Origin of the sequence: Actinomadura sp. 6N118 (assembly GCF_044326415.1) — a bacterium.
Classification (GTDB): Bacteria; Actinomycetota; Actinomycetes; order Streptosporangiales; family Streptosporangiaceae; genus Spirillospora.
Genome location: NZ_JBIRAZ010000001.1, coordinates 307244 through 333050 on the forward strand (window position 1 = coordinate 307244; position 25807 = coordinate 333050).

General features: G+C 69.5%; 26 protein-coding genes. 18 read left to right on the forward strand and 8 right to left on the reverse strand.

Annotation, left to right across the window (positions count from 1 at the left end; genetic code table 11):
• Positions 1 to 73: 73 nt before the first annotated feature.
• A complete protein-coding gene (locus tag ACH34W_RS01350) occupies positions 74 to 718 on the reverse strand; it encodes a TetR/AcrR family transcriptional regulator (protein ID WP_395958783.1) in 645 nt (214 codons plus the stop codon).
• A gap of 175 nt (positions 719 to 893) precedes the next feature.
• On the opposite strand from ACH34W_RS01350, the gene ACH34W_RS01355 reads away from it, so the two are divergent.
• Together ACH34W_RS01355 and ACH34W_RS01360 are read left to right on the forward strand one after the other, a co-directional pair.
• Positions 894 to 1373 (forward strand): carboxymuconolactone decarboxylase family protein, encoded by a 480-nt coding sequence (locus tag ACH34W_RS01355; protein WP_395958784.1) that lies wholly within the window; start codon positions 894 to 896, stop codon positions 1371 to 1373.
• A gap of 80 nt (positions 1374 to 1453) precedes the next feature.
• The gene (locus ACH34W_RS01360) at positions 1454 to 1930 is read left to right on the forward strand and encodes a carboxymuconolactone decarboxylase family protein (protein WP_395958785.1); all 477 of its coding nucleotides are present in this window, start codon (positions 1454 to 1456) and stop codon (positions 1928 to 1930) included.
• Positions 1931 to 2376: 446 nt separating this feature from the next.
• Here ACH34W_RS01360 and ACH34W_RS01365 read toward each other — a convergent pair whose 3' ends face one another.
• The 4 genes from ACH34W_RS01365 to ACH34W_RS01380 all read right to left on the reverse strand — a co-directional run bounded on the left by ACH34W_RS01365 (position 2377) and on the right by ACH34W_RS01380 (position 5646).
• Positions 2377 to 2679: a GNAT family N-acetyltransferase gene (locus ACH34W_RS01365; RefSeq protein ID WP_395958786.1), complete on the reverse strand. Its 303-nt coding sequence runs from the start codon at positions 2677 to 2679 to the stop codon at positions 2377 to 2379.
• Between the two features lie 110 nt (positions 2680 to 2789).
• Complete coding sequence (locus tag ACH34W_RS01370) at positions 2790 to 3731, reverse strand: DUF5996 family protein (RefSeq protein WP_395958787.1); 942 nt, start codon at positions 3729 to 3731, stop codon at positions 2790 to 2792.
• Between the two features lie 169 nt (positions 3732 to 3900).
• Complete coding sequence (locus ACH34W_RS01375) at positions 3901 to 4740, reverse strand: helix-turn-helix transcriptional regulator (protein ID WP_395958788.1); 840 nt, start codon at positions 4738 to 4740, stop codon at positions 3901 to 3903.
• Between the two features lie 156 nt (positions 4741 to 4896).
• Entirely contained in the window at positions 4897 to 5646 is a 750-nt protein-coding gene (locus ACH34W_RS01380; protein WP_395958789.1) for an SDR family oxidoreductase, read from the reverse strand.
• A 323-nt stretch (positions 5647 to 5969) separates the two neighbouring features.
• Between ACH34W_RS01380 and ACH34W_RS01385 the strand changes: the two genes are divergently transcribed.
• The 12 genes from ACH34W_RS01385 (at position 5970) to ACH34W_RS01440 (ending at position 17704) form a co-directional block, all read left to right on the forward strand.
• A complete protein-coding gene (locus ACH34W_RS01385) occupies positions 5970 to 7319 on the forward strand; it encodes an NtaA/DmoA family FMN-dependent monooxygenase (protein WP_395958790.1) in 1350 nt (449 codons plus the stop codon).
• Positions 7316 to 8512 carry an LLM class flavin-dependent oxidoreductase gene (locus tag ACH34W_RS01390; protein WP_395958791.1) on the forward strand — a complete coding sequence of 399 codons (1197 nt, stop codon included), beginning with the start codon at positions 7316 to 7318 and terminating at the stop codon, positions 8510 to 8512. The genes ACH34W_RS01385 and ACH34W_RS01390 overlap by 4 nt, the downstream gene beginning before the upstream one ends.
• A complete protein-coding gene (locus ACH34W_RS01395) occupies positions 8509 to 9057 on the forward strand; it encodes a GNAT family N-acetyltransferase (RefSeq protein WP_395958792.1) in 549 nt (182 codons plus the stop codon). Before ACH34W_RS01390 ends, ACH34W_RS01395 begins: the two co-directional genes overlap by 4 nt.
• A complete protein-coding gene (locus tag ACH34W_RS01400) occupies positions 9054 to 10184 on the forward strand; it encodes an MsnO8 family LLM class oxidoreductase (protein WP_395958793.1) in 1131 nt (376 codons plus the stop codon). Before ACH34W_RS01395 ends, ACH34W_RS01400 begins: the two co-directional genes overlap by 4 nt.
• A gap of 71 nt (positions 10185 to 10255) precedes the next feature.
• Entirely contained in the window at positions 10256 to 10330 is a 75-nt protein-coding gene (locus ACH34W_RS01405) for a putative leader peptide (RefSeq protein WP_395959281.1), read from the forward strand.
• Positions 10331 to 10391: 61 nt separating this feature from the next.
• Entirely contained in the window at positions 10392 to 10517 is a 126-nt protein-coding gene (locus tag ACH34W_RS01410) for a hypothetical protein (RefSeq protein ID WP_395958794.1), read from the forward strand.
• Positions 10518 to 10618: 101 nt separating this feature from the next.
• Positions 10619 to 12223, forward strand: coding sequence for an ABC transporter substrate-binding protein (locus tag ACH34W_RS01415; protein WP_395958795.1), 1605 nt, complete (start codon positions 10619 to 10621; stop codon positions 12221 to 12223).
• Positions 12224 to 12236: 13 nt separating this feature from the next.
• Positions 12237 to 13205 carry an ABC transporter permease gene (locus tag ACH34W_RS01420; protein ID WP_395958796.1) on the forward strand — a complete coding sequence of 323 codons (969 nt, stop codon included), beginning with the start codon at positions 12237 to 12239 and terminating at the stop codon, positions 13203 to 13205.
• Positions 13202 to 14146 (forward strand): ABC transporter permease, encoded by a 945-nt coding sequence (locus tag ACH34W_RS01425; RefSeq protein WP_395958797.1) that lies wholly within the window; start codon positions 13202 to 13204, stop codon positions 14144 to 14146. Before ACH34W_RS01420 ends, ACH34W_RS01425 begins: the two co-directional genes overlap by 4 nt.
• Positions 14143 to 15843, forward strand: coding sequence for a dipeptide ABC transporter ATP-binding protein (locus ACH34W_RS01430; protein ID WP_395958798.1), 1701 nt, complete (start codon positions 14143 to 14145; stop codon positions 15841 to 15843). The genes ACH34W_RS01425 and ACH34W_RS01430 overlap by 4 nt, the downstream gene beginning before the upstream one ends.
• On the forward strand, positions 15840 to 16658 hold the full coding sequence (locus ACH34W_RS01435; RefSeq protein WP_395958799.1) for a DUF1684 domain-containing protein: 819 nt from the start codon (positions 15840 to 15842) through the stop codon (positions 16656 to 16658). The genes ACH34W_RS01430 and ACH34W_RS01435 overlap by 4 nt, the downstream gene beginning before the upstream one ends.
• Positions 16659 to 16660: 2 nt before the next feature.
• Entirely contained in the window at positions 16661 to 17704 is a 1044-nt protein-coding gene (locus tag ACH34W_RS01440) for an LLM class flavin-dependent oxidoreductase (RefSeq protein ID WP_395958800.1), read from the forward strand.
• 21 nt (positions 17705 to 17725) lie between these two features.
• Here ACH34W_RS01440 and ACH34W_RS01445 read toward each other — a convergent pair whose 3' ends face one another.
• The 3 genes from ACH34W_RS01445 to ACH34W_RS01455 are packed head-to-tail and all read right to left on the reverse strand — an operon-like array spanning position 17726 to position 20214.
• Positions 17726 to 18502 (reverse strand): amino acid ABC transporter ATP-binding protein, encoded by a 777-nt coding sequence (locus ACH34W_RS01445; RefSeq protein ID WP_395958801.1) that lies wholly within the window; start codon positions 18500 to 18502, stop codon positions 17726 to 17728.
• Positions 18499 to 19281: an amino acid ABC transporter permease gene (locus tag ACH34W_RS01450; protein ID WP_395958802.1), complete on the reverse strand. Its 783-nt coding sequence runs from the start codon at positions 19279 to 19281 to the stop codon at positions 18499 to 18501. The genes ACH34W_RS01445 and ACH34W_RS01450 overlap by 4 nt, the downstream gene beginning before the upstream one ends.
• 48 nt (positions 19282 to 19329) lie before the next feature.
• On the reverse strand, positions 19330 to 20214 hold the full coding sequence (locus ACH34W_RS01455) for an ABC transporter substrate-binding protein (protein WP_395958803.1): 885 nt from the start codon (positions 20212 to 20214) through the stop codon (positions 19330 to 19332).
• Positions 20215 to 20488: 274 nt separating this feature from the next.
• Between ACH34W_RS01455 and ACH34W_RS01460 the strand changes: the two genes are divergently transcribed.
• The 4 genes from ACH34W_RS01460 to ACH34W_RS01475 are packed head-to-tail and all read left to right on the forward strand — an operon-like array spanning position 20489 to position 25746.
• Positions 20489 to 22192 (forward strand): ABC transporter substrate-binding protein, encoded by a 1704-nt coding sequence (locus tag ACH34W_RS01460; protein WP_395958804.1) that lies wholly within the window; start codon positions 20489 to 20491, stop codon positions 22190 to 22192.
• A 10-nt stretch (positions 22193 to 22202) separates the two neighbouring features.
• Positions 22203 to 23162, forward strand: coding sequence for an ABC transporter permease (locus ACH34W_RS01465; protein WP_395958805.1), 960 nt, complete (start codon positions 22203 to 22205; stop codon positions 23160 to 23162).
• Entirely contained in the window at positions 23159 to 24148 is a 990-nt protein-coding gene (locus tag ACH34W_RS01470; protein ID WP_395958806.1) for an ABC transporter permease, read from the forward strand. Before ACH34W_RS01465 ends, ACH34W_RS01470 begins: the two co-directional genes overlap by 4 nt.
• A complete protein-coding gene (locus ACH34W_RS01475) occupies positions 24145 to 25746 on the forward strand; it encodes an ABC transporter ATP-binding protein (RefSeq protein WP_395958807.1) in 1602 nt (533 codons plus the stop codon). The genes ACH34W_RS01470 and ACH34W_RS01475 overlap by 4 nt, the downstream gene beginning before the upstream one ends.
• The last annotated feature ends 61 nt before the right edge of the window (positions 25747 to 25807 follow it).

The following is a 25807-nucleotide window of genomic DNA, read 5'->3' on the forward strand; positions in this document are numbered from 1 at the left end:
GCGCGAGCATCTTGTGCGGGTAGTGGACCACCGACGCATGCAGGTGGCCGCGACCCATGTGCAAATCGGCGGATCAATCGTCGGTGTCTGGCTGGTGTTGGTTGATCGCTGCTTCTACCAGGGTGCGGGCGGCCCAGGTGATGGCTTCTTGTTCGGCTTGGGGGTCGAGGCCGCGGACGTCGCGTAGGGCGATCTGTGCCTCCCAGCCGACCACGATGGTCAGGGCCGAGATCAGGCGCTGGAATGACTCGGGGGTCAGGGTGCTGCGGAGGGGTTCGCAGGCCTGCTCTAGCCATTCCACCCGGCGGGGGGTGCGGCGGGGGGTGGCCGGCTGCCGGGTGTCGCCGGCCGGTGGGTCGACGGTCAGGCGGATCAGTCGGCGGCCCAGAGGGAGCGATTGCGGTGAGTGCGCCAGCAGGGTCCGGATGAGGGCGTCCACCCGGGCTGCGGGGTCGCCGGCGAGCGCGGGGTCGGCCAGTGCCTGCTCGACCGGGGGTTCGTTGAGTGCTCCGGCGGTCGCGTCGATCAGCAGGTGGTCCAGGGTCGGGAAGTACATGTAGATCGTGCGACGCGACACGTCGGCGGCGGCCGCGATCTCGTCGATGGACGGCGTCGCCCCGCCGGCGCTCAGCCGGACCGCCGCGTCGACGATCGCTTTGCGGGTGCGGCGGCGCTGTGCTTGGCGTCCGCCGCGGCGGACTGGGTCGTCAATGGTCATCGTGCCGCCTGTCACTCCTGGAGATCCGTCGGTTCGAGGTCTGCGGCGATCTTGACGGCCGCACACGACGCGAGTATACCTTGATGCAGTCATTGCACAGTCGTGCAGTAAATGCACTCCTGTGAGCCATGCTCGTCAACCCGGTGTCACCACCGACAACGGCAAGGAGCGCATCATGCAAACCCGTGTGAACCTGTTCGGCAACCCGGTCGCAGCCAAGGCCCTGAAGCACATCGCCTCGGCCAGCATGGTGCTCATCAAGGAATCGACCCTGTCGGCCACGACCCGAGACCTGGTGCTCCTGCGCGCCAGCCAGATCAACGGCTGCGGCTACTGCACCGACGTCCACAGCAAGGACCTCACGCACGCCGGACAGAGCGCCACCCGCCTCAACCTGGTCGCCGCGTGGCGGGAGGCCAACGTGTTCACCGATGCCGAGCGCGCCGCCCTGGAGCTGACCGAGCAAGGCACCCGCATCGCCGACGCGGCCGGCGGAGTCACCGACGACGCCTGGGGCAACGCCACCGACCACTACGACGAAGACCAGCTCGCCACCCTGATGCTGCTCATCGCCCTCATCAACGCCAACAACCGGCTGGGCGTCATCAACCAGATGCCCGGCGGCGACTACAAACCCGGCCAGTTCGGCTACTAGCCACCACCAGCCGGCCGGTCCCCCTGATCACCAGCCGGTCTGCCAGATCAATCGTCACCAACCATGGCAAGGAGCGCATCATGCAGACCCGTGTGAACCTGTTCGGCAACCCGGTCGTCGCCAAGGCCCTGGGGCACTACGGCGCGGCGGCCCCCGTGCTCATCAACGAGTCGACGCTGCCGGCGGCGACCCAGAACCTGGTGATGATCCGCGCCAGCCAGATCAACGGCGACAGCTACGCCACCGACGTCCACAGCAAGAACGCCGCGCAGGCCGGGGAGAGCGCCACCCGCCTCAATCTGGTCGCCGCGTGGCGGGAGGCCAACGTGTTCACCGATGCCGAGCGCGCCGCCCTGGAGCTGACCGAGCAGGGCACCCGCATCGCCGACGCGGCCGGCGGGGTCACCGACAACGCCTGGGCAAACACCGCCGACCACTACGACGAAGACCAACTGGCTGCGCTGGTGGCGTTCATCGCCCTCATCAACGCCACCAACCGCTTCGCCATCATCACCCGGCAGCGCGGCGGCGACTACCAACCCGCCCAGTCCGCATAGCCCGGGCTAGTTCGGACAACTCGGAATACCAGGCGGGCCGGCGACACCGGACCGGATGGGGGCCGGTTCCTCGCAAGGGAGGGATCGGCCCCATAGGACCCGGACCGCGCCCGAAGCGCCTCCAGCCACGCCTGCGCGATCCCGTTGCGCTCCCGCCACGCCGCCATCCGGCACCTGGGACTGCAATGGCCGGGGCCACGGGCGCCGAGTCCTACCTGCTGCTGATCGCCCGCGGGGAAGAGGTCCGCACCGCCACGGCCCGCCTGTCGGATCGCCGCCACTCTTCCCGACGGGCTGGAAAGCATCGTCGAAGAAGGCACCTGGGCCACCCTCACCGCCGCCCCCAGCGCACTGACTCGCCTGCTGTCCCGCACCTCAGCGGAACCCGAAGCCGATAGTCACCTTCATGAACTTGCTGGGCCGCGGGGCGCGGCCGGGGCCCGTGTTCAGTCGCTGACGCGGCTACGGTTCTGGTACGCGAGGTCCTTGTACTCCGGGTGGCGGCGTATCCAAGCCGCGATGAACGGGCAGGTGGCCAGTACCGGCAGCCCCCGGTCGCGGGCGTCGTCCAGGGCCGCGCGGGCCAGCGCCCCGCCGATGCCCTGCCCCTCGTACGCGGGCTCGACGACGGTGTGGGGGTAGACCACGAGCTTGTCCGACCGCAGGTACTCGGCGAACCCCGCGAGGGAGCCGTCGATGTGCGCCTCGAAACGGTGCCGGTCCGCCGCGTCGGTGATGGTGGCATTCATGGGTGTGGTGCCTTTCGACAGTGCCGGACGAGGCGGGGTTGTCCGGTGCATGCGGAGATAGTAGGAGTTCTCCCGCACTGGCCGTGACCTGCACGAAGCGTTGGTGGCCATCATGCCTTGCCGCGCAGTTTCGGGTCGGTGATCCCACCAGGGCAGGCGAGCCGCTCGATGTCCCAGCCGGCGCGCCGGGCGCCGGCCTGGTAGGCGCTCTCGTAGAAGGCCAGTACGGCGGCGCGTGGATCGGTCTGGGCCCGTGCGTCGTCGTAGCGCAGTATGGCCAGATGGCTGCCGCGCTGTGCGATCCACCGCGCGGTCGGCGGCACCAGGGTTTCGCTGTCCAGCCCTTCGGGCTCGGGCGCGGTGTAGGAGTAGAAGGCCGGCTCGGCGAAGGCGTCGTCACCGAACCAGAATCCGGAGCTGATCACCTCGCGGGAGTAGGCCTCCCGCGTCACCGGGTCGACCTCGGGGGGATGGTCGATCACGCGGTCAGAGAACCGCGTGCAGGCGATGTCGAAGGTGTGCCAGAAATGGTTCACCGGGCTGACCTTGCCCGAATAGCCCGCGGCGAACTCCTCCAGCACCAGGTTCACCTGACTGAGGATCCGCCAGTACCGCGTGGCCTGAACGGGGTCATATGCGGCATGTTCGGTGTCCTGGGCGAAGGGCCGGCCAGAGTCGGGCAGATCGAACGGCCGCGGGATGTCCATGTCCACCCGCACGTTCAGGGAAGCCAGCGCCCCCATGACGTCGCGGTGGAAGGACGCCACCGACTGGCCGTACAAGGGAAACGACGCGGCCCCACCGTCCACCGTGGTGACGATCAACCGATGGCCGACGAAGTCGAAGTCGATGGTGAAGATCGGGTTGCCGTCCACCTGGCCCATCGGCCGGGTGGTGGTGCCCCGGCCGGTGAGCTGGAACGGCACGCCCCACCAGTGGTTGCGCCGCACCCCGGCGGCCAGGCGGATCTTGCCGATGACCTGGGCGAACCGGTGAAGGGTGGCCTTGGTGTCCTGCCATTCGTCGAGTGGCATCGCGGGAAACAGCTCCATGACACGTCCATTCCCCCTGCCAGCCACATCCATGGCCGACGCCGGTTCCGCACGACACAAGATCGCCGATTGGGGCTGGAGGGCGTCGGTGCTGGTCTCATGTGTGAGCTCGGCTGATCGCCGAGGGCTGACGGCGTGGGGCCGAGCCTGGGCCCACCGGTCCAGGACGTCAGCGGGTGAGTTGCTGGTGCCCAATGACGGAGAGCAGTTCGAGCTTGCTGTGGCTCTCCGTGCCGGGGCGAGTGGTCAGCACCACCAGGGTCTGGGCGCGGTTCTCGGTGAACAGGACCTGGGCGTCGACGTCGATGCGGCCGAGTTCGGGATGGAGGACGGTCTTGCAGTCGTCGTAGCGTTGGGCGACTTCCTGGAGTTCCCACATGCGGACGAACTCGGGGCTGTGTTCCTGGAGTTCGGCGAGGATCCGGGCGGCTCGGGGGGTGTCGCTGCCGGATGTCAGCGCGGCTCGCAGGCGCGCTGCCTGGGCGCGGCCGTGGCGTTCGCGGGCCTCCTCGGGAAACACCAGACGCTCGGCCGGGTCCATGAACCAGCGGTAGAAGCCGCTGCTGGCCAGGCCGGTGTGGCGGGTCTGGTCGCCGAGCAGCGCGACGGCCAACGGGTTCATCGCGAGGGTGTCGACCAGGTCGGTCTTCACCAGGGCCGGGGAGTCGTCCAGGCGGTCCAGGACCCGCATCAGCGTCGGGCTGACATGTTCGGATCGCTGGAAGCGGGCCGGGGCGTTGTGGCCGATGAGGACGAAGAGATGGTCGCGTTCGTCCAGGGTCAGCCGCAGTGCCCGGGCGAGAGCCGTGGTGATCTGGACTGAAGGCTGCGGAGCACGCTGCTGTTCCAGCCGGGCGTAGTAGTCGGTGGACATGCCGGCGAGCTGCGCGACCTCCTCGCGGCGCAGCCCCTGCGTACGCCTGCGCGGCCCCTCGACCAGCCCGACGTCGCGGGGGCGCAACGTCTCACGCCGGCGGCGCAGGAATTCCGCCAGTTCCTTCTTGTCCATGCCCCCATCCTCGCCGCATCCCGCCCGACTATCCAGAGACCGCCAATCCATGGATGAGCAGCCCTCTCCCACCGATGTTCGTCCATGATGTGACCCCATAGGGCCCGCTCGCGTGCTGTTTCGACGGTGTCTTTCGCGTCGGTCATCGCGGGTCGGTCAGATGCCGCTGAGCATGGTGAGGACGTTGTCGTAGGAGCCGTTGGCCTCCGCGTCGCGGATGAACCTGGCGCGCTCGACGACAAGCTCCTTCGCGTCGGGCTTCTCGCGCAGCAGGTCGAGGGTCTCGGTGAGGAAGTCGTCCAACGGCATGGCCTGATCGTCGTCCTGCTGGCCCATCAGTGTCGTGCGCACGCCCGGCGGGACCACCTCGATCACCTGGACGCCGGCGTCAGCACCGGCGAGCTGGATGCGCAGGCTCTCGGAGAAGGAGTGCAGCGCGGCCTTGGTCGCGTTGTAGGTCGGGGTGATCGGGAACGGTACGAACGCCAGCGAGGAGGTGACGTTCATGACGACCGCGTCGTCCTTGCCCACCAGCAGCGGCAGGAAGGCGTACGTCATCCGGATCGTGCCGAGCAGGTTGATCATGACGTGATCCTCGGCGACCGGGAGTCCGGCCGGGTCGAGGAGGTTCTCCCGCAGCATGATGCCGGCGTTGTTGACCAGGACGTTCAGCCCCGGGTGGCTCGCCGCCACGATCTCGCGGGCCTGGGCGATCGAGCCGGGGTCCGCGACATCGAGAACGAGCGCGTCGATGCCCGGGTGCTCAGCCGTGATCTCGTCGAGGAGCTCCTTTCGCCGGCCGGCGACGACCACCTTGTTGCCGGCCTCGTGCAGGCGCAGGGCCAGGCCGAGCCCGATGCCCGAGGTGCCGCCGGTGATCAGGATCGTGTTGCCGGTCATCTTCATGGGGTCTCGCTCCTTGGTCGCGGCGGGCCGGTGAGCGCCCGCAGCCTCGACCGTAAGGGCGCCCGCGCAGGGGCGGGAGAGGAAGGTTTATCCAAGGATCGGCGGTCTCTGCCTGGTGGAGTGGGGCCCCTACGGTACGCCGGTGAGTTGCGGCCGCCACCGACGGCGAGACTGTCTACTTTTCCTACCGAGATAGTTGAGTAAGTACCTCGGTGGATGTACGGTCGTGTCATTCGTCGACCCCTGTGCCGGACGTGCCGGAATGAACCTAGCTCGCAGGCCGATCGGCCCGGCCTCCTCGTCCAGTTGAAGGAGTCCTCCTGATGCCCGTCAAACAGGTCCATCTCGCGGCGCATTTTCCCGGTGTCAACAACACCACGGTGTGGTCGGATCCCGCCTCGGGGAGCCAGATCGACTTCGAGTCGTTCGTCCACCTGGCCCGGACGGCCGAGCGAGGCAGGTTCGACTTCTTCTTCCTGGCTGAGGGGCTCCGGCTGCGTGAAATGAAGGGCCGCATCCACGATCTCGACGTGGCCGGACGCCCGGAGTCGCTGACGGTGTTGTCCGCGCTGGCTGCGGTCACCACGCATCTGGGCCTGGCTGCGACGGTCAATTCCACCTTCAACGAGCCGTACGAGGTGGCGCGGCGGCTGGCGACGCTGGACCACCTCAGCGGCGGGCGCGCGGCGTGGAATGTGGTGACCAGTTATGACGCGTTCACCGGCGAGAACTTCCGGCGCGGCGGCTTCCTGGACGAGGCCGACCGCTATACCCGCGCTGCCGAGTTCCTGCAGACGGCCCGGGAGCTGTGGGACTCCTGGACGGACGGCGATGTCTTCGCCGACCCGGCCGCGGGGGAGTTCGTCCGGTCCGGCGCGGGCGCGTTCGCCCATCACGGACACCATTTCGACATCACCGGCCGCTTCACCACGCCGCAAGGCCCGCAGGGGCACCCGCTGATCATCCAGGCCGGGGACTCGAACGAGGGCCGCGAGTTCGCCGCCGCGGACGCCGACGTCATCTTCAGCCGCCACGGCTCGCTCGAGGACGGCCGTGCGTTCTACAAGGACGTCAAGAGCAGGCTGGCCAGGTATGGGCGCCGCCCGGACGAGCTGAAGATCTTCCCAGCGGTGACCTACGTCCTCGGCGACACCGAGGAGGACGCGGCCGAACGGGCCGCCGAGATCCGTCGCGCGCAGGTCAGTCCGCAGACCGCGATCGCCTACCTGGAAGGTGTCTGGGGGCGGGACCTGTCGGCCTACGACCCGGACGGCCCGCTGCCGGGCATCGAACCCGACCTCGGCGAGGGCGTCTCCCAAGGACGCGCGCAGTTCCGCGGCGACCGCGGCGCCACGGTCCGCGCATGGCGGGCGCTGGCCGCCGAACGCGGTCTCAGCATCCGCGAACTGGTCATCGAGGCCACCGGCCGGCAGACGTTCATCGGTACCCCGCGCTCCGTCGCCGACCGGATCGACGAGTTCGTGCAGACCGACGCCGCCGATGGCTTCATCGTCGTTCCGCACCTGACCCCCGGTGGCCTGGACGACCTGGTTGACCGGGTGGTGCCCCTGCTGCAGGAGAAGGGCGTGTTCCGTACCGACTACGCGGGGTCGACGCTGCGTGACCACCTCGGCCTCGGCGTCCCCCGTACCGTTGAGGAGGTCATGTCGTGACCCTGCTGCACTTGGCCGTGGCGCTGGACGGAGCCGGCTGGCATCCGGCCGCCTGGCGTGACTCCGCCGCCCGTCCGTCGGAGCTCTTCAGCACCGGATACTGGGCCGGCCTGGTCGCCGAGGCAGAGCGGGGCTTGCTGGACTTTGTCACGATCGAGGACACCCTCGGCCTGCAATCGTCCCGGTTCGAGGACCTCGACGACCGGACCGATCAGGTACGCGGCCGGCTCGACGCGGTCCTGCTGGCCGCCTGGCTGGCTCCGCTCACCTCACGTGTCGGCCTGGTGCCCACCACGAGCGTCACCCACACCGAGCCGTTCCACGTCTCCATCGGTATCGCATCGCTCGACTACGCGAGCGGGGGACGGGCGGGCTGGCGGCCTCAGATCTCCGCCCGGGCCGCCGACGCCGCCCACTTCGGCCGCCGTCCGGTGCCGCGGCTCACCCTGCAGGAGCTCCGCACGCCGGAAGGGCAGGCGCTGGTCGCCGAGCTCTTCGAGGAGGCGGTCGACTTCGTCGAGGTGGTCAGGCGGCTGTGGGACAGCTGGGAGGACGACGCCGAGATCCGCGACGCCGCGACCGGCCGGTTCCTGGACCGCGACAAGCTGCACTACATCGACTTCGAAGGCCCGCACTTCAACGTCCGCGGGCCGTCCATCACGCCACGCCCGCCGCAGGGCCAGCCGCTTGTCACCGCCCTGGCCCACGACGTCCTGCCCTACGACTTCGCCGCCCGGAGCGTGGACGTCGTCTACATGACCCCGCACTCCCGAGCGGAGGCTGCGTCCATCATCGGGCAGGTGCGGGACGCCCAGGCCGCGGTCGGCCGTACCGGCGAGCCGCTCAAGATCTTCGCCGACCTGATCGCCTTCCTTGACGAGGACCCCGGCGCAGCCGCGGCGCGCAAGGCCCAGCTCGACGAGCTGGACGGTGCCGCGCTCGCCTCCGACGCCGCGATCTTCACCGGTACGCCCGCTGAGCTGGCCGAGCTGCTGCTGGACTGGCGCGGGGCCGGGCTGGATGGCTTCCGGCTGCGACCCGGCGTGCTCCCGCACGATCTGACCGGAATCGCCCGCGGTCTGGTGCCCGAACTCCAACGCCGTGCGGCCTTCCGCACCGGATACCAGGCAGCCACGCTGCGCGGTCACCTCGGCCTTGCCCGCCCGGCCAACCGCTACACGGTGAACTCGTGACCAGCCCGCCCCGCGACCGGACGCGCATCGAGATCCGCGCGACCGACTGGGATGACCCGGCCGGCGTCGCGCTGCGGGAGGCCATGCAAGCAGAGATGGACAACCGGTACGCCGACCGGCTTGCGGAACTTGTCGTTGGGCCGGCCGACACGCGGAGACTGCACGGCACGCTCGGCATCGAGGTGGAACAGGTGGCGTACGTCGGTATTGCGTGCGCCGACAGAGTCCCAGTGGGGCACGTCGCGTTGCGGCGGCTCGGTGACGACCTGGAGCTGAAGCGGATGTACGTCGTGCCTCCGCGCCGCGGCTCGGGGATTGCCACGGCGCTGCTACGGACGGCGGAGGACGCCGCGCGCTCACTTGGCGCCTCGCGCATCATCCTGCAGACAGGGGATCGGCAGCCAGACGCCGTCGGACTCTACGAGCGCGAGGGCTACAGCCGCATCCCCGTCTTCTCGCCGTACGAGTGGCTGTCCTTCTCGATCTGCATGGAGAAACTCCTATGCCATTCGTTCCCAGCAGCTCCGACCGGAGGGCGACCTTGACCGCGATACCCCTGTCCATCCTCGACCTGGCGCCGATCCCCGCGGGTGGCACGGCTTCCCTGGCCCTGCACAACACCCTGGATCTGGCCCAGCGTGTTGAGGAGTTCGGCTACCGCCGCTACTGGCTTGCCGAACACCATCTCGCCCCGGGAGTGGCGAGTGCGGCCCCGCAGGTCCTGATCGGCGCGGTGGCCGCCGCGACCGAGCGCATCCGGGTCGGCTCTGGCGCGGTGCAGACCGGGCACTGGACGCCCCTGGCCATCGTCGAGCAATTCGGTACCCTCGACGCCCTGTATCCCGGGCGGATCGACCTCGGTTTGGGCCGGTCGGGGCAACGGCGAGCCGAGACAGCCCGCCTCGCCGAGGGTTCGCGCGGCGCCCCATCGCCGCAGGCCACTGTCGTCGATGGGCTGCTCATCCCCAAGCCGTTCGACTTCTCTAGGCTCGCCGGGTCACCGGTGGTCGCCCTCCTGGAAGCGCTGCTTCAGCAGCCCGGCGCCGAGTCACCAGACTTCGCAGGCCAGGTCGACGACATCGCTGCGCTTCTCGACGGCTCCTACCATTCTCCGGAAGGACACCAGGCCCACGCGATGCCCGGCGAGAACGCCGACCTGCAACTGTGGATCCTGGGCAGCAGCGGAGGCCAGAGCGCGCAGGTCGCCGGCGAACGTGGCCTGCCGTTCGCTGCCAACTACCATGTCAGCCCTTCCAACGTCCTCGACGCGGCGGAGGCCTACCGGGAGGCGTTCAAGCCGTCCGCAATCTTGGACGAACCCTACGTCGTGGTCTCGGCCGACGTAGTGGTCGCGCCCAGCGACGAGCAGGCCCGCGAACTGGCCTCCCCGTATCCGTTGTGGGTTCACAGCATCAGGTCTCGGCTCGCCGCCATCCCGTTCCCCACACCCGCTGACGCCGCCGCCCACCGCTGGGAAGAGGAAGACTGGGACCTGGTCGCCGACCGGGTGGACACCCAGTTCGTCGGCTCGCCGCGCACCGTCGTGGCAGGCCTGGAGGTCCTGCGGCGCGTCACCGGCGCCGACGAGCTACTGATCACCACGATCACCCACGACCACGCCGACCGCGTCCGCTCCTACGAACTACTGGCCACCGAATGGGCCCGCACCTGACCCGCCAGGTATTTCCTATTTAAGTAGTAGGAATAGTTGACTAGGCTGCCACCTCATGGTTTGCTACTGATATGCGGCTTCTGCTCCTCACTCGCCGGCGGCACGTGGACCTGGTCCGTGTCGCTGGCGCCGCCTGTCAGCGCTGACGCGGCCAGTCCTTCTTCAGAGTCACCCGTCCGACAGTTCGCCCGCGGAGCCTGTGTCGACGTGCGCGACCTGCCCGAGCAGCTGATCAGCGAGGTCCGCGCCGCCCTGCTCGAGCACAAAGTGCTGGCGTATCGCATCGAGGGCGACGACGCCTCCCACAACACCCCGGCCGTGTCGGCTGTCTGACCGGTTCGGGGGCGAGGGGCCGGTGTGGCACGGCACCGGCCCCTCGCAGTCACGCGGCCCACCGGCGCAGTTATGCGGCCCACTGGCAAGGAGAGCCTTCATTGAGAACGTCGAGCTTTTGGGCATCTGCGGCCGCGCTGGTGGTCGCGACGGGCACGCTCGCGGCGTGCGGTTCCGGCGGTGATGCCTCCGGTGACAGGACCGGCGCTCCGAGGGCCGGTGGGACGCTCACCTTCGCGGTGGGCTCGGACGCGGGCTGTGTCGACCCCCAGCAGGTCGGCAGCAACGACACCATCTACTCTGTGCGGCAGCTCGTCGACTCGCTCACCGACCAGGACCCGCAGACCGGCAAGATCGTGCCCTGGCTGGCGAAGAGCTGGACGATCAGCGACGACGCCAAGACCTTCACTTTTATGCTGCGTCCAGGCGTGACGTTCAGCGATGGCACCCCGCTGACCGCGAAGGTCGTCAAGGCCAACTTCGACGCCATCCCAGGCTTGGGCCCGCTCGCATCGCTGGCCATCGGGTACCTGAGTGGGTACGAGGGGACGACGGTCGTGAACGACCTCACCGCCAAGGTTTCGTTCAAGCAGCCGAACGCGCAATTCCTGCAGGCGACCGCGACGCACTCGCTCGGCATCGTGGCCGAGGCGAGCGTGAAGAAGACGCCGCAGCAGCGATGCACCGAGGGCATCGCCGGCTCCGGCCCGTTCACACTGTCGAAGTACGTCCCGAATCAGGCGGTCGAGCTCGCCCAGCGCAAGGACTACAACTGGGGTTCGGTGCTCTTCAAGAAGCAGGGGCCCGCTTACCTCGACCGGCTCGTCTACAAAGTGCTGCCCGAGTCGGGTGTGCGGACGGGCGGACTGCAGTCCGGGCAGGTCGACGCCATCGGCGCCGTTGGACGGGCGGACGAGGGGGCGCTCAAGTCCTCCGGCGTCCGGTTGCTGGCACGCGCCAATCCGGGGGTCGTGTTCGGCGTCAGCCTGAACAACAAGCGCGCCCCGTTCACTGACGAGAAGGTGCGGCAGGCGATCTCGCTGGCCATCGACCGCGGGCAGGTCGCCGCCACGGTCTTCCCCTCCGGCACCAAACCGGCGACCAGCGTTCTGGCCCACACCACGCCCGGACACACCGATCTTGGCCCGGTCCTCGCCCATGATCAGGCGAAGGCCAAGGCGCTGCTCGATTCCGCGGGCTGGACGCCGGGCGGCGACGGCATCAGGCAGAAGGGCGGCCGGAAGCTGGCCTTCGCCATCACCTGGTTCGCGAACGCGGCCACCAACCAGCCGTCGCTGGAGCTCGTTCAGCAGCAGCTCAGGGCCGTCGGGATCCAGGTCGAGCTCAAACAGCTGCAGATCTCGCTGATCGCGACCGTGCAGCAGAGCAAGAACTTCGACGCGTTGTGGGGGAACGTCACCCGTGCCGATCCCGACATCCTGCGCAGCTCGTTCTCGACCAAGCTGGTGAACGTCTACAACGTCCCCTCATCGGACCTCGACGGGATTCTGGACGGCCAGTCCGCACAGGTCGACCGGGCCAAGCGGTTCGAACTGGTCGCACAGGCGCAGCGGCAGATCGTCCAGCGCGCCTACACGGTCCCGGTCGTGGAACTGCAGACCGTGCTGGGCACGGCGAAGACAGTGCACGACCTGAAGTTCGACGCGTCGAGCCGCATCCAGTTGCACGACACATGGATCGGCTGAGGACGGGCACCGGATGCGCCGATACGTGCTGAGGCGGCTCGCGCAGGCGGCGGGCGTGCTGTGGGCCGCCTACACGGTCTCGTTCCTGGTGCTGGACTATCTGCCTGGCGATCCGGTGTCGGCGATGGTCAGCGGGGGACTGGACCAGGCGGCCCTCGACCCCGCACAGGTCGAGCAGATGAAGGCTGAGTATGGCTTCGACAAGCCCGTCTTGCTGCAGTACCTCGACTACCTCGGCAGGGCGCTGCGCGGCGACTTCGGTGACTCTGTGGCCACCGGCCGTCCCGTCAGGTCGATGATCGGGGAGGCGCTGCCCCAGACGCTGCAACTCACCGGGGCGGCACTGGTTCTTGCGGTCGTCTGCGGCGGCGCCCTGGCGGTGGTGGCGACCTGCACCTCCTGGCGGTGGCTGCGGCAGTTCCTGCTGTCGCTGCCGCCGCTCGGCGTGTCCGTCCCGACGTTCTGGGTCGGGCTGATGCTGGTGCAGGTCTTCTCCTTCCAAGCTCAGGTCTTCCCCGCCTTCGGCAACGACGGGCTGCGGGGCCTCGTGCTGCCGGCCCTGACCCTGGCGATCTTCACCGGCGCGATGGTGGCGCAGGTGCTCGCCAAGAGCCTGCTCGTCACGCTGGATGAGCCGTACGTGCAGACGGCCCGCGCCAAGGGCGCGGGCCGTGTGCGGATCCATCTGCGGCACGCGCTCCGCAACGCTGCGCTGCCCGCGCTGACCGTCGCCGGTGTCATGGTCGGACAGCTGGTGGCCGGAGCGGTCGTGGTCGAGACGGTGTTCTCGCGCAACGGGCTCGGGCGGATCACCGCGTCCGCCGTGGCGAGCCAGGACATCCCGGTCGTGCAGGGCGTCGTGGTGTTCGGCGCGGCGGTGTACGTCCTGGTGAACCTGATCGTGGACCTGATCTATCCGGCGCTCGACCCGCGCATCACCGTCGTGGGCCCCGCTCGCACCCGCCGCTGGAGCCTCACATGAGCCAGACTCTCGACAACGAGCTGGTCGCCGAGGCCGCCGGCCTCGGCGTCCGGATCCCACCGGCCGAGCCGGTCGCGGAGCAGTGGGTGCCGCACCACTTCGAACCGGGACGCGCCGTGTGGTTCGCCGTGCGGTTCCTCGTGCGCCGCCCCGGTCTGGTGCTGTCGGTCCTGATGGTCGCCGTGGTGGTGATCGCCGCGTTCTGGCCGGGTGCGATCAGCTCGCGCGACCCGCTCACCGGGGTGCCGGCGCAGGCCTTCAGCCCGCCCGGCGCGGCGCACTGGTTCGGCACCGACGAGCTGGGCCGTGACCTGTTCACCCGGGTGGTGCACGGCTCCGCGTTGTCGCTCAAGGCGACGCTGATCGCGGTGGCGGTCGCGTTCCTCGCGGGCGGGCTGCTCGGCCTGGTCGCGGGGTTCGCCGGGCGCTGGGCCGAGGACGTGCTGATGCGGTTCGTGGACGTCCTGCTGTCGATCCCCGCGCTGTTCCTGTCCCTGGCCGTCGTCACCGCCCTCGGCTACGGCACCGTGAAGATCGCGGTCGCGGTCGGGGTCGCGAGCGTCGCGACGTTCGCCCGGGTCATGCGCGCCGAGGTGTTGCGGGTACGGCAGGCGGTCTTCGTCGAGGCCGCCCGCTCGTGCGGAGCGCGCTGGTACAGCGTGCTCGGGCGGCACGTCCTGCCGAACGCGATCGGACCGGTGCTGGTGCTGGCGACGCTGGAGTTCGGGACATCGATCCTCGCGGTGTCGTCGCTGAGCTTCCTTGGCTACGGGACGCCTCCACCGGCCCCCGAATGGGGCACGTTGATCTCTCAGGGCCGCAACTATCTGGCGAACGCCTGGTGGATGACCGCGCTGCCCGGCCTGACCATCGCGGCGACCGTTCTCGCCACGAACCGGATCGCCCGTGCCTTGGACGGCGAGTGGACGAGGCGGCCATGACCAGTGACGAGGCGGCCATGACCGGCGACGCTCCGCTGCTCCAGATCAAGGGGCTGACCGTCGGCTACCGGGTGCGGCGCGGCCACCTCACCGCGGTCCGGGACGTGAGCCTGGACGTGCGGCCCGGCGAGATTCTGGCGCTCGTCGGGGAGTCGGGCTCGGGCAAGAGCACCACTGCGCATGCGATCGTCCGGCTGCTCGCGCCCAACGCCATGATCGAAGGCGGGCAGATCCTGTTCGACGGGCAGGATCTGGCGCGAGTGTCCGAGCGGGGTTTGCGGGCCGTGCGCGGCGCGCGGATAGGTCTCGTCCCGCAGGACCCGACCGTGTCGCTGAACCCGGTGAAGCGGATCGGTGAGCAGGTGGCGGAGGTCCTGCGCCTGCACGGGCTGGGCACCCGCCGCACCGCGCCGTCGGCCGCGGTGGAGATCCTGGACCGGGCGGGGCTGCCTGACCCGCGGGTGCGCGCCCGCCAGTACCCGCACGAGCTGTCCGGCGGCATGCGGCAGCGCGCGCTCATCGCGATCGCCATCGCCGCCGGGCCGAAGCTGATCGTGGCGGACGAGCCGACGAGCGCGCTCGACGTCACCGTCCAGCGCCGCATCCTCGACCATCTGGAGCACCTCACCGGCGAACTCGGCAGCGCCGTCCTCCTGGTCACCCACGATCTGGGGGTGGCCTCCGACCGTGCGCAGCGCATTGTCGTGATGTCCGAGGGGCGCGTGGTGGAGGCCGGCCCGACCAGGCGGATCCTTGAGGATCCTCAAGACGGCTACACGCGGAGGCTGCTGAAAAGCGCGCCGAGCCTGACGATCGCCCCGCCGCAGGTCGTGCCGAGCCTCACGGTCACCCCGCCGCAGGTCGCGCCGCTCGCCGAGGCGGTGCCTGAGGACGTCCCGCTGGTGTCGGCCGAACACCTCGTCAAGGACTTCCCGCTCCCGCCCGCCGGAAAGGACTCCCCGCGTTCCGTGCGCGCGGTGGACGACGTGAGCCTCACCATCCACCCGGGGCGGACGCTCGCGCTGGTCGGCGAGTCGGGATCGGGTAAGTCGACCACCGCCCGGCTGGTGCTGCGGCTCGTCCCGCTGACGTCCGGGCGGATCGTCGTCGGCGGCGAGGACGTCACCACTGCGCGGGGTGCGGCGCTGCGGGCACTACGGCGCCGAGCCCAACTCGTGTACCAGAACCCCTACGCCTCGCTCGACCCCCGGTTCTCGATCGCCGAGGTCATCACCGAGCCGCTGCGCGCCTTCCGGGTCGGCGACCGTGCGTCCCGTACCGCCCGCGCGAAGGACCTGCTCGACCGTGTCGCGCTGCCGTCCGCGATGCTGAACCGCAGGCCCGCCGAACTGTCCGGGGGGCAGCGCCAGCGGGTCGCGATCGCCCGCGCCCTCGCACTCGAACCCGACCTGGTGGTGTGCGACGAACCGGTCTCCGCGCTCGACGTGTCGGTGCAGGCCCAGGTGCTGGAGCTGCTCGCCGAACTGCAGGCCGGCACGGGCATCGCATATCTGTTCATCTCGCACGACCTGGCCGTCGTCCGGCAGATCGCGCACACCGTCGCGGTCATGAAGGACGGGCGGATAATGGAGGAGGGACCGGCCGGCGACATCTTCGGCGCACCCTCCCACGACTACACCCACGAATTGCTCGCCGCCATTCCGGGACGGCGGGCACGGGCATTGGAGGAGACATGACCGTTCAGGAAACAACGTCCGCCGAGGCCGCCGCGTTCGCCGAGCGGTGGCGCGAGTGGCACGCCGCCAAAGAGGCGCGCCTTGCCGACCCGCACGGTTTCCTCGCCATCACGGGCCTGCACTGGCTGGACGAGGAACCTCAGCACTTCCCGGATGCCCCCGGCACCTGGACCACCGGCCCGGACGGCCCCGTCGTCATCCTGGACGAGGACGAGGAACTGGTTGTGGACGGCGAGACCGTACGCGGCGAGCACCGCTTCGGCGTCCTCCCGGAGCGTGGTGGAGTGACAGCCCTCTGGCGCGACGCGGCGATCGAGGTGGCCAAACGTGGCGGCCACGACATCGTCCGCCCGCGCCACCCGGACAATCCGCTGCGCACCTCCTTCCGCGGCACGCCCGCCTACGAGCCCGACGCGCGCTGGGCCGTGACCGGCCACTTCATCCCGTTCGACGAACCGCGCCCGACCACGGTCGGCGCCGCCGTGGACGGGTTGGAGCACGTCTACGAGGCCCCTGGCCGGGTCGAGTTCGAACTGGACGGGCGCGCGTTGAGTCTCACCGCGTTCCCCGGCCACGAATCCGGCAGCCTGGTCGTCCTGTTCACTGACGAGACGTCCGGTGTCACCACCTACGCCGCGAACCGGGCCCTGCACATCACGCCGGACGCCGACGGCGCGGTGGTGCTCGACTTCAACCGCGCCGGCAACCTGCCGTGTGCCTACACCGACCTCGCCACCTGCCCCCTGCCGCCGCCGGAGAACCGGCTCCCGGTCGCCGTGGAGGCGGGCGAGAAGATCCCCCACGAGCGCGGCTGACCATGCCCGCGATCTCCTCGCTGTCCTTCCTCACCCCGGGCAACTATCCGGATGACGACCCGTACTCCGGGTTGGAGGCGACGCTCCGGCTGTTCGAGTACGGCGAGGCCGAAGGCTACGACGGCGCCTGGATCCGGCAGCGGCACCTGGAACACGGCGTCTCGTCGGCCGCCGTGTTCCTCGCCGCCGCGACCCAGCGCACCCGCCGGATCGAACTCGGCACCGGGGTCATTCCGATCGGCTACGAGAACCCGTTCCGCCTCGCCGAGGACCTCACGACCGTCGACGTGCTGTCGCGGGGCCGGCTGCAGGCCGGGTTCAGCACCGGGATGCCGCACGCGGAGCTGCTCGCCGACCTCGTGCACGACGGCGACTGGCGCCGATACGAGCTGTCGTACGGGCGCATCGGCCGGGTACTGGGCAACCTGCGCGGCGAGTACCTCGGCGGGCCCGACACCGTCATCCACTCACCGGGCGCCGTGCAGCGCCCCCGGCTCCAGCCGCACAGCCCCGGCCTGCTGAGCCGTTCCTGGCTGGGCGGTACCAGCCCGCGCTCCGTCCGGTGGGCCGCCGAGAACGGGCTCAACCTGCTGACCGGCAACATCGTCCAAGGCGAGGGCCCCGACGGGCACGCCGACCAGCAGCGCGAGCAGATCGTCCTGTATCGGGACCTGCTGCCGCCCGGACGGCCGGGACGGATCGCGGCGGGCCGGGTGATCGTCCCGTTCGACGGCGCGGACGCGGCGACCCGCAGGCGCTACCGCGAATACGAGGCGAGCCGGCACGAACGTACGCTCACCGTCCATGGGGAACGGCGCGTCCGCTTCGCGCCCGACCTCGTCGGCCCGTCCGACGAGATCGTGGAACGGCTGCGCGCCGACGTCGCCGTGGCCGAGGTCACCGAGCTGCGCCTCGAACTGCCCTACGAGTTCAGCGAGCACGACTACCGGCAGATCCTGCACGACGCTCGCACGCTCATCGCCCCGGCCCTGGGCTGGCGGCCTGCGGCGGCAGGACGCGCCGGAGTCGCCGCGCCTTCCTGGTGACTCTTCGGATGCCCTTCCCGATCAGAGCACGTCGGAGAGGAACTGCTGTAGCCGTTCGCTGCTCGGCGAACCGAAGATTTTCTCGGGTGGACCCGACTCGATGGCGACACCGCGGTCCAGGAAGGTCACCGTGTCGGCCGCCTGGCGGGCGAAGCCCATCTCATGGGTGACGACCACCATGGTCATGCCCTGCTGCGACAGCTCGGACATCAGGCCGAGAACGCCCTTGACGAGCTCGGGGTCGAGCGCGGAGGTCGCCTCGTCGAAGAGCATGACCCGGGGCTCCATCGCCAGTGCGCGGGCGATGGCCGCGCGCTGCTGCTGACCGCCCGACAGGCTTCCTGGCCGCGAGCCGGCTTTGTCACCGAGCCCGACCAGATCGAGCTGGCGGCGGGCCGCCTCCTCGGCCTGGACGGCGGACAGCTTCTTGATTCTGCGCAGCGGCAGCATGATGTTGCGCAGGACGCTCATGTGCGGGAACAGGTTGAATTGCTGGAACACCATGCCGATCTGTCGCCGGAGCCGATCGGGGTCGTCCTTCAGCACGCTCACCCCGTCCAGGAGCACGTCGCCCCGGTCGGGTTCGAGCAGCCGGTTGACCGTCCGCAGAAACGTCGACTTGCCGGATCCGGAAGGGCCGATCAGGCAAGCGGTCCGGCCTGCCGGGACGTCGAGATCCACGCCGCGGAGCACCGGCGTCGCACCGAAGGCGAGGTGGATGTCGCGCGCGGTCAGGCTGGCCGGAGAGAAGGCCGCAGGGCCCGCGGTTTCCTGCCTCGTGCGTTCTTCGTCGCTCATCTTGGCCTCTCATCCGGCACAGGCACCGGTGTCTCAGCGGTGAGCAGGAGCGCATCGCCGTCATCCGCGCCGTCCTGGCGTCCCCGGCGTAGCCGCCCATCGACGAAATTCACCAGGTGGGTCAACGGCACCGTGAGCAACAGGTAGAACAATCCCGCCAGCAGGAGCGCGGACTGGTTGCCGGTGTTGGCGGCCGCGTCCTGTCCGATTCTGAACAGTTCGCGCTGGGCGGCGGCCAGACCGAGGAAATAGACCAGGCTGGACTCCTTGATGAGTGCGATGAGCTGGTTGACCCAAGCCGGGAGCACCCGCCGTACCCCCTGTGGGATGATCACCAGCAGCATGGCCGAGGCGTAGGAGAAGCCCAGTGCCCGAGCCGCCTCCAGTTGTCCGCCCTCGACGCTCTGGATCCCCGACCGGAATATCTCGCCTATGTAGGCGGTGGCGATGAGCGACAGCGCGAGGATGCCCAGCGGGTACGGGTTGGGTCCCCAGATGTTCATCGCCGGCTGGGCCAGACCCACCCCGATGAGCAGGATGGTCACCACGGCCGGCAGACCGCGGAAGACGTCGGTGAAGGCGCGCGCGGGCCATCTCAGCCACCGGGTCCTCGCGATGCCTGCCACGGCGAGGAGCATCCCGAGGACGGTTCCGATGAGCGCGGAGATGACCGAGAGGATCAGCGTGTTGGGCAGTCCCGTGGTGAGCATGTCTGGCAATGCCTGCCGCATGGAATCCCAATTGAAAAAGGTGTCCCACAGCGTCGTCAGTTGGTCCATGTCAGCGTTCCGGGAAGGTTCGCGGCACCGGTGCCCGAAGAGACCCGCTCACTTGGCGGGGGACGCGGATCCGGTCGGCGATGCCGAGGTGCTGACCGGCGGGAAGGGGACATTCCCGCTACCGGGCTTGAACGCCGCCGGCACTTGGCGGCCCGGGTAGTACTGCTGCTGCAGCTTGGTCCACGTACCGTCCTTGATGACCTCGTCCAGTCCCTTGTTCAGCGCCGCCAGCAGCCCCGGGTTGTTGTGGGTGACGGCGAACGCGGTCGGAGCGGGGCTGAGTTCCGTGGCTGCCAGGACGACCTTGCCGCCGCTGTCCTTGGCAGTCTTCTCGCCGATCTCCGCGGGGGAGATCCAGGCGTCCGCCGTCCGGGTCTTCAGGCGGTTGAGGGCGCCGTTGTAGTCGGGCACGCGCACCGGATTCAGCCCTTGCTTGGTGGCGTAGTCGTCCTGAACGGTCCCCTGGACGACCACGACCCGCTTCCCTTTGAGCTCCTGAAAGCTCTTGATCGGTGAACCGGCCGGGACATCGAGCCCGAAGTGGCCGAAGTCATATCCGTTGGTGAAGGCGACCGTCTTCTTCCGCGCCTCGGTGATCGTGATCGATGAGCTGCCGACGTCGAACTTGCGCGTGGCCACCTGGGCCAGCAGTGCTGAGAAGTCGGTGCCGACGAACTCCACCTTGAGGCCGATCTTGGCGGCCACCGCGGTCAGCAGGTCGTTGTCGAACCCGGTGAACCTGCCGTCCTTCAGATACACGTTCGGCGGTGCGTCGGTCAGGGTGCCCGCCCTCAGCTTCCCCGCCTGGAGCAGCTTGTAGGGATTGCCGCCAGACGAGCTGTCCGCCGACCCGTTCCCGCATGCCGTCAAGATCGCGGTAGCGGAGAGGACGGCGATACCGGCAACGACGCGCATGGGGCGCAAAGGGCGCATGAAGTCTCCTTCGGATGGACGTGTGCACAAAGACCCGCGCCCGGATGGCCCGGGCCGGGATATGGGATCAGGGGGTCGTGCGACCGAGCGGCCGCTGACCGGCCGATAGCGAAGCATACCAATCGGAATAGTAGGTAATACCGCTGCGTGACGGCCGCGAGCGCGTCACGATGGGCAGTCTCGCAGGATGTCTACTAAAACGATAGGAAAAGTTGCGTTTGGAGATCATGCGCGTTACGTTCATGCGCAACCCAGGTGAAAGAGGCATCCCCCCATGAGGTTGAGACCCACCCTCCTGCTTGGCGCCGCACTGCTCACACTCGTCACCACCGTGGCGGCGTGCGGCGGCTCGGATTCCGGCGGCTCGTCGTCGGCCGCGTTCGATCCCAAGAACTGCCAGGGCGGCACCTTGACCGTGCTCAACGAGAGCGGGCTGGCCAAGTTCGACCCGGCGACCCTCTACACCTCCGGCGGCGGGGCGCTGCCGTCGCTCGTCTACCGCACGCTCACCACCCGCAAGCGGGTAGCGGGCGAGGCCGGCACCACGCCGGTCCCGGACCTGGCCACCGACCTCGGCACGCCCAGTGACGACGCCAAGACCTGGAAGTACACGCTCAAGGACGGGCTGAAGTTCGACGACGGCACGCCCATCGGCTCCAAGGACGTCAAGTACGGCATCCAGCGCTCGTTCTCGCCCGACCTGCCCGGCGGTGCCCCGTACCTGCACGACTGGCTGATCGGCGGCGCCGACTACAAGGGCCCCTACAACGGCGGCGACCTGGAATCCATCGAGACGCCGGACAACAGGACGATCATTTTCAAGCTGCGGCAGCCGCACGGTGACTTCCCCTACCTGGCCACCGCGACGCAGTTCGCTCCGGTGCCCAAGGCCAAGGACACCGGCACCAAGTACCAGAACGCCCCAGTCTCCAGCGGGCCGTACAAGGTCGAGAAGTACGAGCAGGGCAAGAAGCTGATCCTCACCCGCAACACGCACTGGTCGCGTGCCGTCGACGACCAGCGGCTGGCCTGCCCGGACCGCATCGAGGTCACCAGCGGCCTGGAGCCGACGGTCATCAACCAGCGGCTGGTCAGCGGGTCGGGTGCGGACGCCAAGGCCATCACCACCGACGCCAACGTCGGGCCGGAGCAACTCGCCCGGCTGGGGAGCGACCCGAGCCTCTCCAAGCGGGTCTCGCGCGGTGTCTTCGGCGAGACCAAGTACCTCGCGTTCGACACGACCAAGAAGCCCTTCGACGACGTCCGGGTGCGGCAGGCCGTGGCCTACGCGATCAACCGGCAGTCGGTCATCAACGCCGTGGGCGGCTCGTCGCTCGCCTCGCCGGCCACCACGTTCCTGCCCGAGGGCAAGGCGTTCGGGCAACAGCGGTACGACTACTTCCCGGCAGGCGAGACCGGCGATCCGGCCAAGGCCAGGGAACTGCTCAAGCAGGCCGGCTACGCCGGCGGTCTGGCCGTCGAGCTGGCCTTTCCCAACTACGACGGCGATGGTTACGGCCCGAAGGTCGCGGCGGCCGTGCAGGACGCCCTCAAGCAGGCGGGCATCACCGTCAAGCCCAAGTCGCTCAGCGAGGAGGACTACCGCACGGTCACCGGCAAGCCCGCCACCCAGCCCCCGCTCAGCCTGCAGTCCTGGGGTGCCGACTGGCCCGCGGGAGGACCGTTCCTCATCCCGATCTTCGACGGCCGGCAGATCCTCAAGGAGGGCGGCAACTACAACCTCGCCCAGCTGAACGACCCGGCGGTGAACAAGGAGATCGACGAGATCAACAAGATCACTGACGCGGCGCAGGCCGCGCCGCGGTGGGGCGCGCTGGACGCCGAGATCGGCAAGCAGGCGCTGCTGGTGCCGCTCTACCACCCCAAGACGGTGGCGCTGTTCGGCAAGGGCGTGAAGAACGCCTACGTCGACGAGTGGCGCGGCTGGTACGACGTCGCGTCGGTCTCGGTGAAGTGAAGTTCGGTTCGTGAGTCTCCTGGAGACCGAGACCGCCGCTCCCGGGCCGGACTCCGCAACCGTCGCGGAGCCTGCCCGGGGGCGGCAGGTGTGGCGGCGGCTGCGCGCCGACCGTGCGTCGATGGCCGCGCTCGGCGTGGTGATCTTCATGATCGTCGTGGCGCTCGCCGCGCCGTTGCTGGCCGCGCTCGAGGGTCAGGACGCCACCACGTTCCACAGCGAGCTGCTCGACTCGGCGCGCGGCGGCGTGCCTGAAGGCGCCCTGGGCGGGATCAGTGCCGATCACTGGCTCGGCGTCGAACCCGGGACCGGCCGCGACGTGTTCGCCCGCGTCGTCCACGGCGCCCGCGTCTCGCTCGGCGTCGCCCTCGGCGCGACCGTGCTGGAGCTGCTCATCGGCCTCGCCGTGGGGCTCGGCGCCGGACTCGGCGGCCGCCGGGTGGACGCGGTGCTGAGCCGGCTCGTGGAGCTGTCGCTGGCGTTCCCGTCGCTGCTGCTGGCGCTGGCGCTGATGGCGATCGTGCCCGAGTCGATGCCGCGCCCGCTGCTGCTCGCCCTCGTCATCACGGCGGTGAATTGGGGCAACATCGCCCGCGTCACGCGCGCCCAGGCGCTCTCGCTGAGGACGCGCGAGTACGTGGACGCGGCGCGGCTGAGCGGCGCCCGTCCGGCGCGCATCGCACTCCGCGAGATCCTGCCCGGGCTGACCGCGCCGCTGATGGTCCTGGCTGCGCTGAAGGTGCCGCTCAACATGGTGAACGAGGCGGCCCTGTCCTTCCTCGGCGCCGGGGTCAGGCCGCCGACGCCGTCGTGGGGGCAGATGCTCTCCACCTCGACGACCTGGTTCCAGGCCGACCCGATGTACGTGATCGTTCCGGGCGGATTGCTGTTCGTCACCCTGCTGGCCTTCTCGGTCCTCGGTGACGGCGTCCGCAAGGCCCTCGACCCGCGTAGGAGCGACCGAGCATGATCTGGTACCTGCTGCGCCGGCTGGGGGCCACCGTCGTCGTGCTGCTCGTGCTCGCGGCGGTCGTGTACGCGATGTTCTACCTCACGCCCGGCAACCCCGCCGTGCTCGCGTGCGGCAAGGCGTGCAACGCCGAGCGGCTCGCGCTCACCGAGCACAAGCTCGGCCTCGACGAGCCGGTGTACGTGCAGTACTGGCACTTCGTCGAGGGCGTGGTCGTCGGCCGTGACTACTCGGCGGGCACCGATGTGAGCCACTGCCCGGCACCCTGTCTCGGCTACTCGTTCCAGACCGACGAGCCGGTGACGTCGATGTTGATGGACCGGCTACCGGTGTCGGCCTCGCTGGCGTTCGGCGCCGCCGGGCTCGCGCTGGTCCTGGGCGTCTCCGCGGGCCTGTTGTCCGCGCTGCGCCGTGGACGGTTGACCGAGCGGATCCTCACCGGCGTCACGCTGCTCGGCTACTCCACGCCCGTCTTCCTCATCGGGCTGGTGCTGCTGTTGATCTTCTGCGCCTATCTGCGCGTGCTGCCGTTCCCCGCGTACGTGCCGCTCACCGACAACCCGGCGTTGTGGGCGCAGAACCTGCTCCTGCCGTGGGTGGCACTGGCGCTCATCCAGGCCGCCGTCTTCGCGCGGATCACCCGCGTCGGCGCACTGGAGACGCTGATGGAGGACCACATCCGCACGTTCCGCGCCTACGGGCTGCGGGAACGGCAGGTGATCCGGCGGCACACCCTGCGCGGCGCGCTCACCCCCGTCGTCGCGCTGACGGCGGTCGAGGTCGCACAGATCATGACGGCCGCGATGCTCACCGAGACGATGTTCGGCCTGCCCGGCATCGGCAAGCTCATCGCCGAGTCGGTCAACAACGTCGACCTGCCCGTTGTCGTCGGTGTCACCGTGCTCGCCGGGGGCCTCGTCGTGCTCGCCAACACCGCCGCCGACTTGCTGCACGCCGCGATCGACCCGAGGGTGAAGCTGACATGAGCCCGGTGCTCTCGGTACGGGACCTGCGCGTTCGGTTCGGCGACCGCGAGGCGCTCAAGGGCGTCTCGTTCGACCTGGAAGAGGGGCGCGCGCTGGGCGTCGTCGGCGAGTCGGGCAGCGGCAAGAGCACACTGGCTCTGTCACTGCTGCGCCTGCACACCACCGCTGAGGTGACCGGCGAGATCAGGGCCGGCGGCACCGACGTGCTCACCGCCTCGCCGGAGGAACTGCGGCGGCTGCGTGGCGGCCGGATCGCCATGGTGTTCCAGGACCCGCTGTCGTCGCTCGACCCGTACCTGCGGGTGGGCGACCAGATCGCCGAGGTCTACCGGGTGCACACCGGTGCATCCCGGAGGGTGGCCGCGGCCAAGGCCGTCGAGGTGCTCGACCGGGTCGGGATCCCGGACGCGGCCCGCCGTGCGCGCGCCCACCCGCACGAGTACTCCGGCGGCATGCGGCAGCGCGCCCTCATCGCGATGGCCCTCGCGCTCGAACCGCCGATCCTCGTAGCCGACGAGCCGACCACCGCGCTCGACGTCACCGTCCAGGCGCAGTTGCTCGACCTGCTGAACGATCTGCGGGCCGACACCGGCATGGCGCTGCTCCTGGTCAGCCACGACCTCGGCGTCGTCTCCGGCACCACCGACGAGATCCTGGTCATGCGCGATGGGAGACCGGTCGAACACGGCCCAGTCCAAGCTGTGCTGGGTGAGCCCACCGAGAATTACACGCGCGCGCTGCTCGCAGCCGTACCGCGCATCGACGCCCCGCGGCAAGCGCAGAACACTCCGGAGTCCTGGGACGAAAGAGTGCCGTTGATGCGGGTCACCGCCCTGCGGCGCGAATTCCCGTTCGGGCCGCCGCTGCGCCGCGAGACCATCAAGGCCGTCGACGGTGTCACGTTCGACCTCCGGCAGGGCGAGACCCTCGGGATCGTGGGCGAAAGCGGCAGCGGCAAGACCACGCTGGCCCGGTTGCTGGTCCGGCTGGACGAGCCCACGTCCGGCCGGATCGAGTTCGCCGGCACCTATCTGACCGCGCTCTCCGAACGGCGGCTCCGCACGTTCCGGCGTGACCTGCAGATGGTCTTCCAGGACCCGGTCGCCTCGCTCAACCCGCGCCGGACGGTCGGCGACAGCATCGCCGATCCGCTGCGGGTGCAGGGCGAGCCGGCCCCCGAGAGGTCCGCGCGCGAACTGATGGAACGGGTCGGGCTCGACCCGGCACGTTACGGCCATCACCCGCACGAGTTCTCCGGCGGTCAGCGGCAGCGCGTCGGCATTGCCCGCGCGCTGGCGTTGCGGCCCCGGCTGCTGGTCTGCGACGAGCCCGTCACCTCACTGGACGTCTCCACCCAGGCGCAGATCCTCGCACTGCTGCGCGACCTGCAGGAGGAATTCGACCTGACGCTGGTCTTCGTCTCCCACGACCTGGCCGTCGTCCGGCAGATCAGCGACCGTGTCGCAGTGATGCGAGCCGGCAAGATCGTGGAACTGGCGGGCACGGACACGGTCTTCGACTCACCGGGGCACCCTTACACCAGAACGCTCCTCGGCGCCGTCCCCCTTCTTGACCAGGGCGCCGCTCAGATTCCCTGAACCTGAGTTCAAGGCGCCGCCGGGTGCCGGCTGGCTTTGACGCCACACGAAGATCCTATAC